General features: G+C 42.7%; 13 protein-coding genes. 9 read left to right on the forward strand and 4 right to left on the reverse strand.

Annotated elements, in window-relative coordinates; genetic code table 11:
* The first annotated feature begins 288 nt into the window (after positions 1–288).
* The 8 genes from MSG93_RS12945 (at position 289) to MSG93_RS12980 (ending at position 7326) form a co-directional block, all read left to right on the forward strand.
* Positions 289–1224, forward strand: coding sequence for an ABC transporter ATP-binding protein (locus MSG93_RS12945; protein ID WP_005230992.1), 936 nt, complete (start codon positions 289–291; stop codon positions 1222–1224).
* Positions 1221–1994: an ABC transporter permease gene (locus MSG93_RS12950; protein ID WP_004772656.1), complete on the forward strand. Its 774-nt coding sequence runs from the start codon at positions 1221–1223 to the stop codon at positions 1992–1994. The genes MSG93_RS12945 and MSG93_RS12950 overlap by 4 nt, the downstream gene beginning before the upstream one ends.
* Positions 1991–2806 (forward strand): NADPH-dependent 7-cyano-7-deazaguanine reductase QueF, encoded by an 816-nt coding sequence (gene queF / locus MSG93_RS12955; protein ID WP_032873097.1) that lies wholly within the window; start codon positions 1991–1993, stop codon positions 2804–2806. Before MSG93_RS12950 ends, queF begins: the two co-directional genes overlap by 4 nt.
* Positions 2807–2841: 35 nt before the next feature.
* Positions 2842–3501, forward strand: a complete 660-nt coding sequence (locus tag MSG93_RS12960) for a hypothetical protein (protein WP_005230994.1) — start codon at positions 2842–2844, stop codon at positions 3499–3501.
* A gap of 166 nt (positions 3502–3667) precedes the next feature.
* Positions 3668–4810 carry a rod shape-determining protein RodA gene (gene rodA, locus MSG93_RS12965; RefSeq protein ID WP_005230995.1) on the forward strand — a complete coding sequence of 381 codons (1143 nt, stop codon included), beginning with the start codon at positions 3668–3670 and terminating at the stop codon, positions 4808–4810.
* 19 nt (positions 4811–4829) lie between these two features.
* Positions 4830–5831 carry a lytic murein transglycosylase B gene (mltB, locus tag MSG93_RS12970; RefSeq protein ID WP_005230996.1) on the forward strand — a complete coding sequence of 334 codons (1002 nt, stop codon included), beginning with the start codon at positions 4830–4832 and terminating at the stop codon, positions 5829–5831.
* A gap of 289 nt (positions 5832–6120) precedes the next feature.
* A complete protein-coding gene (locus tag MSG93_RS12975) occupies positions 6121–6732 on the forward strand; it encodes a septal ring lytic transglycosylase RlpA family protein (protein WP_004772666.1) in 612 nt (203 codons plus the stop codon).
* Between the two features lie 141 nt (positions 6733–6873).
* The gene (locus MSG93_RS12980) at positions 6874–7326 is read left to right on the forward strand and encodes a DUF962 domain-containing protein (protein ID WP_324622112.1); all 453 of its coding nucleotides are present in this window, start codon (positions 6874–6876) and stop codon (positions 7324–7326) included.
* Between the two features lie 40 nt (positions 7327–7366).
* On the opposite strand, the gene MSG93_RS12985 is transcribed toward MSG93_RS12980, so the two are convergent.
* Both MSG93_RS12985 and sthA read right to left on the reverse strand, forming a co-directional pair.
* On the reverse strand, positions 7367–7840 hold the full coding sequence (locus MSG93_RS12985) for a DUF3465 domain-containing protein (protein ID WP_324622113.1): 474 nt from the start codon (positions 7838–7840) through the stop codon (positions 7367–7369).
* A gap of 79 nt (positions 7841–7919) precedes the next feature.
* Positions 7920–9335 carry a Si-specific NAD(P)(+) transhydrogenase gene (gene sthA / locus MSG93_RS12990; RefSeq protein ID WP_005231000.1) on the reverse strand — a complete coding sequence of 472 codons (1416 nt, stop codon included), beginning with the start codon at positions 9333–9335 and terminating at the stop codon, positions 7920–7922.
* A 190-nt stretch (positions 9336–9525) separates the two neighbouring features.
* On the opposite strand from sthA, the gene lipA reads away from it, so the two are divergent.
* Positions 9526–10539, forward strand: a complete 1014-nt coding sequence (lipA, locus tag MSG93_RS12995; protein WP_004772671.1) for a lipoyl synthase — start codon at positions 9526–9528, stop codon at positions 10537–10539.
* 61 nt (positions 10540–10600) lie between these two features.
* Here lipA and MSG93_RS13000 read toward each other — a convergent pair whose 3' ends face one another.
* The gene (locus MSG93_RS13000; RefSeq protein ID WP_009509568.1) at positions 10601–11707 is read right to left on the reverse strand and encodes a beta-ketoacyl-ACP synthase III; all 1107 of its coding nucleotides are present in this window, start codon (positions 11705–11707) and stop codon (positions 10601–10603) included.
* A gap of 45 nt (positions 11708–11752) precedes the next feature.
* Positions 11753–15607, reverse strand: coding sequence for an ATP-dependent RNA helicase HrpA (hrpA, locus tag MSG93_RS13005; protein WP_324622114.1), 3855 nt, complete (start codon positions 15605–15607; stop codon positions 11753–11755).
* Positions 15608–15809 lie beyond the last annotated feature (202 nt).

Here is a 15809-nt window from a genome sequence, read left to right on the forward strand (position 1 = left end):
AGCTTTCAACTTTTGCCAGTGTTGATCTGTTAACATGGTACGAGGCATAGCGAATAGTAGAATTGGGTTTGGCGATTTAATTTTACTACTTCGCTATTTTTTAATCTAAAAGTGTCAACACACCCTAGTTTTAAGCCCCAAACCGGATAAAAAACAGGACTATTCTCTTTTAAATCGGGTTGAATACACAACGTTCTGTTTTTAACACGCCATAAACCTATTTTTCTACTTGGTTTATTTTTTCATATCGCTCAAAATACCCGTTCAATTTAACAACGTGAGACGTTTATGACTGATGCTTTGGTGTTGAGCGATTTGTCCAAAACTTATCGTAATGGTTTTCAGGCGTTAAAAGGTATTAATTTAACCGTACCTGAGGGTGAATTTTATGCATTATTAGGCCCTAATGGTGCAGGAAAATCGACGACGATCAGTATCATTAGCTCTTTAGCCAAAAAAACATCTGGTTCAGTTGAGATTTTTGGACATAACTTAGATACCCATCCTTCTCAAGCAAAACAATGTCTTGGTGTTGTTCCTCAAGAATTTAACTTTGGTCAATTCGAAAAAACCTTCGATATTCTAGTGACCCAGGCCGGTTATTACGGCATTCCTAAAAAAGTGGCAGAACAACGTGCCGAACATTATTTAGAAAAGCTGGGCCTATGGGAAAAACGTAATATTCAATCACGTATGCTTTCAGGCGGTATGAAACGCCGTTTGATGATTGCACGCGCCATGATGCATGAGCCGAAGCTGCTGATTCTGGATGAGCCAACCGCAGGTGTTGATATTGAGCTGCGTCGTTCGATGTGGGACTTTCTTACCGAAATGAATGACAACGGTACCTCTATCATTCTGACCACGCACTATCTAGAAGAAGCAGAAATGTTGTGTCGTCGTATTGCAATTATCGATCGTGGTGTGATTAAAGAAGATACCACCATGAAAGGCTTCCTTAATCAGTTGAATGAAGAATCATTCATTTGTGATCTGGCTGAACCGATTAGTGGTTTTGATCTGAATATTATTGGCTTCAAATTTAATCTGATTGATCCTGTGACTCTCGAAGTCACCATGGATAAAGCACACAGCATGAATGACCTGTTCCTGTTATTGCAGTCTCAGAACATTCAAGTAAACAGTATGCGGAATAAATCCAATCGTCTGGAAGAGTTATTCGTGAAAATGGTCGAGAAAAATCTTGCAGGAGCGAATGAATGAACTTCAGTCAATTAAAAACAGCACTCTGGACTTTAGTTGTTAAAGAAATTCGTCGTTTCATGCGCATCTGGCCACAAACCTTGCTGCCACCAGCGATCACCATGAGTCTGTACTTTGTGATCTTCGGAAATCTGGTCGGTTCACGTATTGGTGAAATGGGTGGCTTTAGCTATATGCAGTTCATCGTGCCTGGTTTGATCATGATGGCTGTCATTACCAATAGTTATGCCAACGTTTCTTCGAGTTTCTTTAGTGCAAAATTCCAGAAAAGTATTGAAGAACTGATTATGAGTCCCGTGCCACTGCACTTAATCCTGTGGGGTTATGTGATTGGTGGTGTCAGCCGTGGCGTTCTGGTTGGCCTGATTGTAACCATCATGAGTTTGTTCTTTACACATTTAGAAATTTATAATTTATTTGTGACGATCTACACCGTCATTATTACTTCATTATTATTTTCTCTGGGTGGCTTTATTAATGCCGTGTATGCGAAGTCTTTTGATGATATTTCCATTATCCCGACTTTCGTATTGACCCCGCTCACCTATTTAGGTGGTGTGTTCTATGCCATCAGTGCATTAAGCCCTTTTTGGCAAAACGTCTCTTTAGTTAATCCGATTGTATATATGGTCAATGCCTTCCGTTACGGCATTTTAGGACACAGTGACGTCAATGTGGCCTTCTCTTTAGGTGTTGTGACCCTGTGCTGTGTTGTCCTCTATGCAATTGCCTATCATTTATTAGCTCGTGGTTCAGGAATGCGTGAATGAGTGTTGAACTTTCTTTATTGGGTAAAGACACCCAATACCCGACTCAATATCAACCGGAAGTTTTATTTCCAATTGCCCGTGCTGAGTCTCGTCAACAATATGCGCATATTGAAGGCATTACTCAAGGTAAAGACTGGTGGCATGTTTTTGAAATTTCATGGTTGAATCAGCTAGGTTTGCCTCAAGTGGCGATTGGCCGTTTAACCTTGCCAGCCAGCTCACCGAACTTAATTGAATCAAAGTCACTCAAGCTGTATTTCAATAGCATGAACTTTACACAATTTGATTCGAAACAAGCCTTTATTGCAACAGTTGAACAGGATCTGTCCAAAGCTGCGGGTGCTCAAGTTGAATTACAGCTATTTCAAGTTGATGACTTGGAGATTTCAAAACCGCAAGGCATTTGCATTGATGATTTGGTTCCTGAGCGTCTTTCAGAACATCCGGATTCAACCTTATTGCAATTCGATGCTACCGCCGAAGAAAACGTAGAAATTGAACTTTACTCTCATCTTTTAAGAAGTAATTGCCCGGTCACAGGTCAACCAGACTGGGGTACAGTTTTTATTCGCTTGCAAGGTAAAAAGCCTTGTTATCGCAGCGTTTTAGCTTATATTATCTCGTACCGTCAGCATAATGGTTTCCATGAGCAATGTGTCGAGCAAATCTTTGCCGATATCTGGCAACTTTTGCAACCTGAAAAACTGATGGTTTATGCAACTTATACTCGTCGCGGGGGCTTGGATATTAACCCATGCCGAGTATCAGATTTGTCATGGATGCCCGAGCCAATTCGCTTGGCACGACAATAAAACGAATAAATTTGATATATAGAGGACGTTCTTCAATGACCAGTTATTTCGGTATTCTTCCGTCAGCAAGTTTGAGTCAGGACATTCAGCTTGCACAAGCCAATCGTGACAGTAAAGAGCCTCAATACCCTTTACGTGACAAAATCTCTCTACAGCTTACTGATGAGTTAATTGACACCATGTTGGTTCACCTGGTTCAGCAGTTTCCACCAAGTGATAAACGGGATACGACCGAAGGTCTGGCGATTAAAATTCGCGGCATTGTTGAAACACTCATGAAACAGTTGTTAGGCAAAGCGTCAAATGATCAGGTGCGTGAATCTTTAGCCTTTATGGAAAAGAGCCTGTTCATTGACAATGACGGTAAACAACGCATCGGTACAGTATTACCAGATAGCCTTGTGACTGACATGAAAAAGAGCTTTGCCGAAGTGGCTGCCGGAAACGGTAAAGAGCAACGCGATGTATTAACACAACAGTTTAAGACTTTCGCTGATGCGCTGATTCATCACTTTATGACTGAATATAACAAGACTCTGGGTCTAGGTATGGTCAAACGTGGCGTTGCCAGTGTGGCAACCAGTGGGGTTGAAACCGCCGTGCATATCGTGATCAAGAAATTGATTCCAAGCTTAAGCCAGGTCGAACTTGAAGTCTTCACCAAGCACTTTGATCAATTATTGGTTCAAAAATAAGCTTTGTCTCTGAAGACAAGCGACGATTGCAAAATCGTCGCTTTTTTTATGCCGATTTTATGCAAAATTAAGCGCTTATAAATGTCACAAATTCTAAATTTGCATTGTCTAAATCGGCGATTATGTTAGCATGCGCGAAGCGTTGATTTACTTGATTTAGAATCGCATGTCTCCAAGCTCACAATACAAATTTTTGCGTCAAGCACCACGTGATGGCTTGAGCACAGCCAATCAACTTTCCCGTTGGCAACAACTTCACCTTGATCCCTGGCTCTGTCTGTTTTTAATTCTCAATGCCATACTCGGACTGACGGTTTTATATAGTGCATCTGCCCAAGACGTCGGGCTTGTTACCAAACAGGCGATGAGTTTCGGGATCGGCTTTGCCGTGATGTTTGGTTTGGCCCAGATTCCACCCAAAGTCTATCAGGCATTCTCACCTTACTTTTATGTATTCGGTGTCTTGTGCCTGATTGCAGTGATGGTCTTTGGTGAAGTGCGTATGGGTGCACAACGCTGGATTGACATTCCCGGCTTTGGTAGTGTGCAGCCGAGTGAGTTTATGAAGATCGGCATGCCAATGATGGTGGCCTGGTTCTTGTCACGCAAGGCCCTGCCGCCAAGCTTCTCTCAGGTTATTCTATCGTTAATGCTGATTGTGGTGCCTTTCCTCCTGATTGCAGAACAACCTGACTTAGGCACCTCCTTGCTGGTCCTTGCCAGCGGGATCTTTGTGCTTTTCCTCAGCGGCCTGTCATGGAAATTGATTGCGGCAGCCGCAGGTGCTGCAGGGATTGTTATTCCAATCGCTTGGGAATTCTTGCTGCATGACTATCAACGTCAACGGGTATTAACACTTTTTAATCCTGAGGCAGATGCCTTAGGCACAGGCTGGAACATTATCCAGTCCAAAACTGCGATTGGTTCTGGTGGTTTTTCGGGTAAAGGCTTCCTTGAAGGTACACAATCACATTTACACTTTTTACCAGAAGGTCATACTGACTTTATTATTGCAGCCTATTCAGAAGAGTTTGGCCTGATTGGTGTTACCCTGCTGATTCTTCTTTACTGTGCAATTATTTTCAGGACCTTCCAGATTGGCCTACAAAGCTTTCATAACTACGGTCGCTTAGTAGCGGGCGCCTTTGGTTTGTCATTTTTTGTTTATGTATTTGTAAACGCAGGCATGGTCAGTGGTATTTTACCTGTAGTAGGTGTGCCTTTGCCGTTCATGAGTTATGGCGGAACTGCAATTATTACCCTTATGTCAACTTTTGGACTGGTTATGTCTATTCATACACATCGATAATGAGGAATTTTATAAACTTATGTTTCTTCCTACTTTAAATAACACTTTTAAATTTTTAACTTTAAGTGCTGGTTTATTCTTGAGCAGTAATTGGGCACAAGCAAATGAATTTTATAATCACCCGAATTACTTTGCGTTTAAACAAAAAGCCATGACCACTTATGGCTTAAGCAGCGAACAAATTGACGCTGCCATGAGCGGTGCGCGCAACCTGCCTAATATTCTAAATATCATGACCCGCCCGGGTGAAAGCAAACCTTGGTATCAATACCGCTCGATGTTTTTAGTCGAAGGTACCATTCAACGTGGTGTCCGCTTCAAAAACGAGTATGAAGATGTGCTTAATCGCGCAGAACAGCAGTATGGCGTCCCTAAAGCGGTCATTTTAGGTATTCTCGGCGTAGAAACCGGTTACGGCGCAAATAAAGGCTCTTTCATCACACGTGATGCCCTTGCAACGCTCGCTTTTGGCTATCCACGTCGTGCCGACTATTTTAGTGATGAACTCGCAGCACTCATTTCCTGGACCTATAAAGAAGGTTATCCGACGAATAGCATCGTTGGCTCTTACGCAGGTGCAATTGGATATCCACAATTCATGCCAAGTAACATCCAGAAACTTGGGGTCGATTACGATGGCAATGGACACATTGATCTTAGAAATTCTGCTGCTGATGCGATTGGATCAATTGCAAACTATTTAGCTCAGTATGGCTGGGAACGTGATCGTCCAATTGGCTTCCCTGCACGCTACTCAGGCAATAATCCTGACAGCGTAATTGCCAAGGACCTTACCCAGCCAACGCCTTATGGTGAGCTGAAAAGACTGGGTATTACCCCCGTTAACCCATTGGTAAAAATTGATGATCTCGATCTGGTCAATGTGATTCAGTTACAAGATCAGTTTGGTCCGATTTACTATATTACTTATCCAAATTTTCAGGTGATCACCACCTACAATAAGAGCCGTATGTATGCGACAGCAGTATGGTTATTAGGTACAGAAGTAGCTAGCCGATAGGCTAGCTTTTTTACAAGATTATGGAAAGTCAATAATTTTTTAATAAAAAACGAACACAGAATCAGCAAAATTCATTTCTTGTTACAATATTGATTATTATTTAACCGCAAACTGTAAGTTTTTGCCCTTTTTGTAACTATTTATCGTTAAAGACTAGACACACTTCGTAAGCGATGAATATTATCGCCGCAAGTTAAAAGTAATTGCAAAAGTGAATAATTAGACATGTGCACTATATTTCAGGCAGTTTTGATGAAATAGAAAAGCATGTTCTCTAGGAGTTTATACAATGCAGTTTTCGCTAAAATATATTCTAGCGCTGACGGCAGGCTTAAGTTTAAGCCCGTTACATGCTGAAATGGTACAGTCTTCATCATTATCAAATGATGTGGATGGTTCTAATTTGGCTGCCCGCGTTCTAAGCAAAGATTCTCAAAATTTTAATTCTCGTTTCTCTAACGTTAATAGTCTTTCAATCACTGAGAGTTCAGGTGACAAAGTACGTCGCCAGACGATTGCTGCAAAGATCGATATCCCTGAAGAAGAGCCTTCAGTGATTGAAAAACTGAATACTGTTGCTTCGAACACAGTTCGTAAATTCAGCCAAAGCGGCGTTGCCTCATGGTATGGTCGTCAATTCCATGGCCGTAAAACAGCAAGCGGTGAAACATTCGATATGAATGCCATGACTGCTGCACACCGTAGCCTGCCTTTGAACTGTTACATCCGTGTAACTAACAAAGACAATGGCAAGAGTGTGGTTGTGAAGGTCAACGATCGTGGCCCATTCCATGGTAACCGTGTATTAGACTTATCTTATGGTGCTGCAAAGCAACTCGGTATGTCTAGCGCTGGTACGGGTAATGTCAGCATTGAACGTGTTGATGGTCCTAACTCTTAAGCGTTAAACCACAGCATTCAAAAAAAGTCGCTTCATGCGGCTTTTTTTTATTTTTATCGGCAATCTTTTTTAACGCTTTACGCCCTGTTCTTTTGTTCGGTATATTGAAGCCATAAAAATGAATATAGCGAGGAGCGCATTGTGAAATCAATTGAAGAGTGGTTTGATGAATATAGCGATAGCCATCAGAACCAGACCAACAAAAAAATTCACTGGGTTTGTGTTCCTGCCATCTTATTTTCGATTATTGGTATCCTTGCGCACTTTAGCATCTTACTCACCGCATTGTTGCTGGTTTTAACTTTAGTCTTTTATGCTCGTTTAGACCTGGTACTTGCAATTGCAATGGCAGCTTTATTGGCCATGATGGCATGGCTGATTGTGATCTTGCCAGTCGGTGTCGGATTCTATATCGGGGTATTTGTAATTGCCTGGATCGGTCAATTTTATGGTCATAAAGTTGAAGGCAAGAAGCCTTCTTTCTTTAAAGACTTACAATTCCTTCTGATTGGCCCTGTATGGTGCATGGACGCGTATTTAGCTAAAGTCCTACCTAAATGGAAAATTCGTCAAAAATTGGCGCTTACACGCTAATTTAGCGCCTATCTTGCAAGTAACCGATCAAGGAAAAATGTTATTGATAGATTTTTCCTTGATATTTTAGCCATCCATCCATGTGTTTTCCGCGTGGATCATGATGCGTCCAGTGAATTACGCCACCTTTCTGGCTATATTCATATTCACCATAGAACTCCACGACATCACCCTTTTTAAGCCCCTCAATTCTTGGCGCCAAATCAATATTGTGCGCAATCAGCACAGTTAATCCATTGTCCAACTTAAGAATCATTTTCTGATGTCTTGAGCCATCATTATCATCAGGCAAAATCGCTTTCACTACGCCCTGAGCTTGCACCTGAACATTACTGCGTTGCTGCTGATAAGCCTGCATGATCTTGTGCTGATCATCGACAGAAACCGTATTTCCTGTATTCGAAGTCTGAATACCAGCACCAGTATTTTGTTTTTGCTTAAAATCCAGACCAAAATAAGCCGCGACCAACAAGACGATGGCAACAATGATCAGATTATTTTTTTGATTTTTCATATTTCCCTTTTATTCAACTCAAGATAGCAAAATGCCAATCAAGGTGATTGGCATTTGCATCATACAAGGACTGACTGGCTTAGAACAAACGATTCATACCATTTAAAGACGCAACACGATAGGCTTCAGCCATGGTTGGATAGTTGAAAGTAGTCTCAACAAAATACTTCAAGGTATTGTTCGGACTATGCATCACCACTTGTCCAATGTGGATAATCTCTGCCGCATTATTCCCAAAGCAATGAATACCTAATACTTCTAAAGTATCACGGTGGAACAGAATCTTTAATTCACCCACCGTATCACCAGTAATCTGCGCACGCGCCAGATGACGGAAAGAAGCCTGCCCCACTTCATAAGGGACTTTCTCTTCCGTTAACTCCTGTTCGGTCTTACCAATCGAAGAAATCTCTGGAATGGTATAAATACCAGTTGGAACGTCACGGATTGGCTTGACATTTTTCTCGCCAACCATGTTCGCACCTGCGCAACGACCTTGGTCATATGCCGCTGATGCCAATGATGGCCAGCCAATCACATCACCCGCTGCATAAATATTTTCTGCTTCGGTCTGGTATTGATCATTGACCATCAACTGACCACGACCATTTGGTACTAAGCCTACATTTTCAAGACCTAAACCATCGGTATTGCCTGAACGGCCATTACACCACAAGATCGCATCTGCCTTGATCTTCTTGCCACTTAATAAATGCAGAACCACGTGATCATCAAACGTCTCTAAATGATCAATCTGCTCATTGTGACGGATCAATACGCCTTGCTCACGTAAGTGGTATGACAATGCATCGGCAATTTCATCATCCAGATAGCTTAAAAGCTTTTGCTGGGTATTGATCAGATCAACCTTATGATCTAATCCAATGAAAATTGACGCATATTCACAACCGATCACGCCTGCACCATAAATGATGATTTTCTGGATGGCGAAATCAAGATCGAGAATCTTGTCTGAATCAAATACACGTGGATGATTAAAATCCAGACCTTTTGGCTGATATGGACGGCTACCGGTTGCAATCACAATCTGCTTGCAAATAATGGTGTCTTTAATACCATCCTGACCAAAAATCAGAACCGTGTTCTTATCCTGAATATAAGCACGTCCATGAAAGACTTCGATTTTATTGCGATCATAGAAACGTGTATGCGTGTCAACTTGCTGTTGAATCACTTTATGCGCATTACGTAATACCTGTTTCATGGTGAATTGCTTCCATTCACCGACTTTCTGAAACATTGGATCACGTTGATAACGAATGATACTTGAAACTGTTTGACGCAAAGCTTTACTTGGAATTGTGCCTACATGTGCGCAGTTACCGCCGAGTTGATCACGAACATCAACGATTGCAACTTTTTTACCTGCTTTTGCAAGCTTCATTGCCGCGCCTTCGCCAGCTGGGCCAGAACCGAGAATTACTGCATCATATTTAACAATATTCCCACCAACGACCTCTTTCTTACGTGGCATTCAAAGCTCCTTTGTCTCTTAACCGTTTTTGCTCTCTATATGATAACCAATATGCAGCGAGATGATGTATTTCACAACTATATATTTTTATATATTTACATTTTCAAAATGAATACCACTTTTCCTGCTTTAATGCGGTAAATTTGACTATAATATTCACATATCTCAAATCAAAGGCTGTAGGAAGTATATGTCTGAACACCGTAAACCTGAACAGGGTATAAAACTTCGTGGCGCGGAAAAAGTCGCAAGAATTCCTGTAAAAGTTATCCCTACGGTTGAAGTACCTCGCAAACCTGACTGGATTCGAGTCAAGATGACCGCTCCAGAAGAAGTTCAGCGTATCAAAACAACCTTGCGTTCACAAAAACTGCATACCGTATGTGAAGAAGCTGCCTGCCCTAACCTGCCTGAATGCTTCGGTGGTGGTACAGCAACCTTCATGATCATGGGCGATATCTGTACCCGTCGCTGTCCTTTCTGTGATGTTGCACACGGTCGTCCAAATGCATTGGACCCGGATGAACCGCGTCACATGGCTGAAACCATTTCTAATCTTGGCTTAAAATATGCCGTGATTACCTCGGTTGACCGTGATGACCTGCTTGATGGTGGTGCTCAACACTTTGTTGACTGTATCAAGGAAGCACGTGCATTAAGTCCAAAAACCTTATTGGAAATTCTGGTACCTGACTTCCGTGGTCGTATGGATATCGCCTTACGCATCATGACTGAATGTCCGCCAGATGTATTCAACCACAATATTGAAACTGTACCTCGCCTTTATAAAGCGATGCGTCCAGGCTCTGACTATCAGCACTCTTTAAACCTGTTAAAAATGTTTAAAGAATACTGCCCTGATGTACCAACCAAATGTGGTTTGATGGTGGGTATTGGTGAAACTGAAGAAGAAGTGATTTCGTTACTGGATGATCTGCGTGCACACGATGTGGATTACGTGACCATTGGTCAATATCTGCAACCGTCTAAACAACATGCCCCAATTGACCGCTTTGTTACGCCAGAAGAATTCGAGCGTTATGCTGAACATGGCCGTAAACTCGGTTTCAGAAATATCTGGTCTGCGCCAATGGTTCGTTCAAGCTACTTTGCTGATCGCCAATATCATGGTGAGCCAGTGCCTGCGGTACGCCGTAAGGCAGATCCTGCCAAGAAAATTGCAGTTCAAGCGATTGAAGCTTAAAGTTTCATAAGGCATAAAAAACACCACAATCGTGGTGTTTTTTTATATTCTAGCCAAAAGCTTAAGCAATATGCTTTTGTACCACAATCGAACCGACTGAATAGCCCGCACCGAAAGAAGAAATTACAGCAAATTCGCCATTATCGACCTGTTCACCAGTACGATGCATCGCAATGATAACCCCTGCTGAGGAAGTATTGGCAAACTCATCCAGAATGATCGGTGCACGCTCAAGATCAGCGTCTTTACCAACAACCAATTTTAAAATCAGTTCATTCATGTTGGCATTGGCTTGATGCAACCAGAAACGCTTGATTTGTTCAGGCGTTAATTCAAGTTTTTCCAGCTGTGCAGTAATGATCTTCGCAACAAGCGGACAAACTTCTTTAAATACTTTACGACCGTCTTGACGGAACAGTTTGTCATCTACAACCGCATCTTCACTGCGATTCAAGAAACCAAAGTTATTACGGATATTATTTGAGAACTGGGTAAACAAATGAATATCTAAAATTTCGAAACCTGATTTGGTTTCAGTGTCTTCAATAATTGACGCTGTCGCCACATCACCAAAAATAAAGTGGGCATCACGGGTACGATAATCCAGATGGCCTGAGGTGATTTCAACATTGAGCAATAATACACGGCGAGCGCCACATTTCACCGCATCATAAGCTTGCTTCAAACCGAATGTTGCAGCAGAACATGCCACATTCATATCATAGGCATAGCCTTTAATCCCAAGAGCTGTCTGGATCTCAATCGCAACCGCAGGATAAGCACGTTGCATGTTTGAACATGCCAAAATCACTACATCGATGTCGTCAGCGGTTACACCTGCATTTTCCATCGCCTGTTTAGCCGCAATCACGCCCCACTCCGCTTGAAGTGAAAGCTCATCGTTGCTACGTTCCTGCAAACGCGGGCGCAAGCGGGTTGGATCTAAAATACCTGATTTTTCGACCACATAACGACGTTTAATTCCTGATGCTTTTTCAATAAATTCAGGGCTTGAACCACGTAAAGCCTCGATTTCGCCTGCTTCGATCTGAGCGGCGTTGTCTTGGTTATATTGTTCTACATAAGCATTTAAACTTTCAACCAACTCTTCATTGGAAATCGATTCGGTTGGGTGAAATAAACCTGTACCTGTTATACGGATGCCCATGTAAAACTCCTGTAAAGAATGCTTCTAACTTTCATATTTCTCAGTTTAACCGATTGCTAATCGATCCCATAGTTTTTGTAATCTAGTTGGTGAAATAGGCAGCTTTGTTTTCATCGGTTGAGAAAACAAGGAAATTCTGAGTTCTTCCAACATCAAATACAATTCTTTGATTTTAGGATCTTTTTTAAATTTAAATACTTTGTCCATCCATGGATCGACATCATCAATTGCAGCAAGATCACGTTGTAGATTATTTGGCAAACGGTCTAAACGCAATAGCAGTGCTTTCAAATAACGCGGGTATTCCTGCCAAATCTCGGGCGATTGGCTGTAAACAAAGTCTGCCAATGACATTAAATCAAGCTGATCTTCAATATCATCCACACTGCGACCAAAGATACTTTGGTCGAGTACCAGCAACTCACGGCGAATTTGCTGCCATTGGGTAAATATTTCAGTTAAATCAGCTAATGTCTGTTGACCATTTGCTAAAAACTGCTTTTTGGTTTCAGTCAATAACTGCTGAAATTCATCAGCATTTTTAGGCAATTGCTGGATCGACACCTGCAAAGTTGCATACACCAGCATCTGCTCCAGTTTAGCCCGCTCACCTAAAGGTGAATAAGCCAGTGCCAGCGGCTTGGAAATCTGCTTTTTGAGCTGACGGATTAAATCCCCCAACTGCATATGCACCAGCCGGATCACCCCTTCACGATGTTGCTTGATTGCTTCATCCTGATCATTAAAGGTTTGAATCACCACACCGGACTCATCCTTAGCATCCAGCTCGGCAAAAAGCTTGGTTGGCACCAACGCTTGATATTGCTTGACCACAACGCCCGTGACCTTCTGCGAAGCTTCGAAGATGAAATTTTCAGGGAAGGTCTTAAACTCACCTTTTTGCTGTTTCACTGGACGATGGGTTTCAACACGACAGCGTGCTTTTAGCTCATCCAGATCACGCCCTTGCGCAATCAATTTGCCTTTTTCATCCAGCACCTTAATAAAAGGCACCAGATACTGGTCAATCCGTTCAAAAGAAAAATCTTTTTCCGTGATTTGCTCACCACGCAAAGCAAATGCCAGATAACTAAACAGATGTTCACGTAAATGCGTTGCATCGACGCCTTGCATCAGTTTTCTCGCAGTATCAGGAATCGGCACCAGATTACGGCGCTTATCTTTCGGTAATGCTTTCAGTAATGCTTCGATCAGGTCTTGACGCCAGCCAGGGATTCCCCATGACCATTGCTTTTCATCCACTTGTGGTAGCGCCTGTACCGGAATCTTGACCGTTGCCCCATCTTCATCATGGCTTGGGTCAAATCGATAGCTGGCCGCCAAGCGCAATTGACCATTATGCAAATAGTCAGGAAATTGTTGCGTGGTCGGACGATCGTTCATCCATAATGCATCATCTTCGACAAACAGATAACGGGGCTGATCAGGTTCAATGGTTGCACGCCAATCTTCGAAACTACGACGGCTGGCAATTTCCTCAGGCACTTTCGCTGCATAAAACTGGTAAATGGTCTCTTCATCGACCACCAAGTCACGGCGACGCAACTTATCTTCAACGCGCTCCACTTCTTCAAGCTTTAACAAGTTATGCTTCAAGAACGGTGGTGTAATCCCCAGATTCCCGGTGGTCAGAGCATCGCGTAAAAAGATTTCATGGGCCGCAGGCTGATCCACCTTTTCAAAGTTAATCAAACGCTTCGGCTCAATGATTAAACCAAACAGAGAAATCTGCGCATAGGCATTCACAATACCCGCTTTCTTGGACCAGTGCGGTTCAAAATAGTGGTATTTCAATAAATCACGGGCAGCCAGCAAAATCCATTCAGGATCAATTTTGGCCAAAGTCCGTAAATACACCTGAGAGGTTTCCACCATTTCAAAGGCCATCACCCAAGCGGTATTGGTTTTATGCAAGGTACTGGCTGGGAACACTTTGGCTTTCTGCTGGCGTACTGCCATAAAGGTATTACGTTCATCGGTTTTATTGGCAATGAATGAAAGTAAACCAGTCAATAAAGCGCGGTGTAAATTTTCATAATTGGCGCCCTTTTCATTAAAACTCAGTTTTAATCCTTCTGCCAACTCAACCAGTTGCTGATGGGTCTGCTTCCATTCACGTAAACGCAACCAGCTTAAGAAATGCTGACGTGCAAATTGACGGCGCTTGTTCTCCGTCTGCGTATCCGGGCTGGTTTGCAGGGTATTCCAGAGCTTTAGGTAGAATAAAAAATCTGAATCCGCTTCTTTGAATAATGCGTGCTTCTGATCGGCCTGCATTTGTTTATCTGCAGGACGTTCACGCGGATCTTGAATCGCCAAGGCACTGACAATAATCAGGGTTTCTTTGAGCACACCAAAATGTGCCCCACCGATAATCATACGAGCTAAACGCGGATCAATCGGCATACGTGCCATCATCTGACCGACTTTGGTCAAATCATTCTTGCGCTCACTCAGTGCACCCAACTCGATCAGCAGTTTACGGCCATCATTGACCAGACGAAAATCAGGTGGCTCGATAAAATCAAAATCTTCAAGACTACCTAGTCCAAGGCTTTGCATTTGCAAAATCACAGAGGCCAAGTTGGTTCGTTTAATTTCTGGTTCGGTAAACTCAGGACGGCTTAAAAAGTCTTCTTCACTATATAAGCGAATACACACACCCGCCGCAATACGACCACAACGACCTTTACGCTGGTTGGCAGCAGCCTGTGAAATCGCTTCAATTGGAAGGCGTTGAACCCGCGAACGATAGTTATAACGCGAAATACGGGCAAAACCGCTATCAATCACATAGCGAATATTCGGAACTGTCAGTGCTGTTTCAGCCACGTTGGTCGCAATAATGATACGGCGACCTTTACCACCTGGACTGAAAATCTTTTGCTGTTCAGCCAGTGCCAAACGTGCATATAAAGGCAACACTTCGGTATGACGAGGGCCATACTTCTGTAAGGTTTCCTGTAACTCACGAATTTCCTGTTCGGTACTGGCGAAAACCAGAATATCGGCATGCTCAGGATGGCCCTTGCTCTCTGCATCGGCAAAACATTCTTCGACAGCCTGTACCACGGCACGCGGTAAATTTTCTTCGAAGTCATCAAACTCATCATCGTCACTGCCAACGATGCTCAGTTCTGAAATCGGACGATAACGCACTTCAACAGGGAAACTACGCCCTTCTACTTCAAAAATCGGTGCATCATAGAAATACTGGCTAAAGCGATTCACATCGAGCGTTGCCGAAGTAACAATGACTTTTAAATCAGGGCGCTTTGGTAAAAGCTGCTTGAGATAGCCCATAATAAAATCAATATTGAGAGAGCGTTCGTGCGCCTCATCAATAATAATGGTGTCGTATTTTGACAGGAACCGGTCATTGGTCAGTTCAGCTAACAAGATACCATCGGTCATCAAACGAACAATTGAGTCTTGTGAGCCCTGCTCGTTAAAACGGATTTTAAAACCGATTGATTCGCCGAGTTTCTCACCAACTTCTTCGGCGATACGCTGCGAAACACTACGTGCAGCCAGACGACGTGGCTGGGTGTGACCAATCATGCCCGTCAGTCCACGCCCTGCCAGCATAGCAATCTGCGGGAGCTGTGTGGTTTTACCGGAACCGGTTTCACCCGCCACAATAATGACCTGATGCTTTTGAATCGCTTCAATCAAACGATCTGCATACTGGGTAACAGGTAAATCCTGATTGAGTTTGATCTTTGGAAGGCGTGCAAGGCGTTGCTTAACCTTGTGGTTAGACTGTTCAAACAGTTTTTCGATATCTGCTGGTTGTGTTTTCTTATCCTTGCGCAGTCGATTTAAACGGTGACGGTCACGTGCCATAACCAATTGATCTACATTTAAATGACTCTGCACTGAACAGCTTTCCTGAAAAATAAACTAATCGGCTATTTTACGCCTTAAAGCCTTGCTATGCAAAGAAACTGCATCAATCTGTTCAGACTAAGCGGTAAAAATGAAGGAATGCTTCCATCATCTTGCTCTGTCACTGCTCTCATTCAAAGCCTTTATTGAATGAAGAAATTTTAATCGTATATCTTGGTTTTTTATATATTTT

This window comes from Acinetobacter sp. IK40, from assembly GCF_035615075.1.
In the GTDB taxonomy this organism is placed as follows: Bacteria; Pseudomonadota; Gammaproteobacteria; order Pseudomonadales; family Moraxellaceae; genus Acinetobacter; species Acinetobacter courvalinii.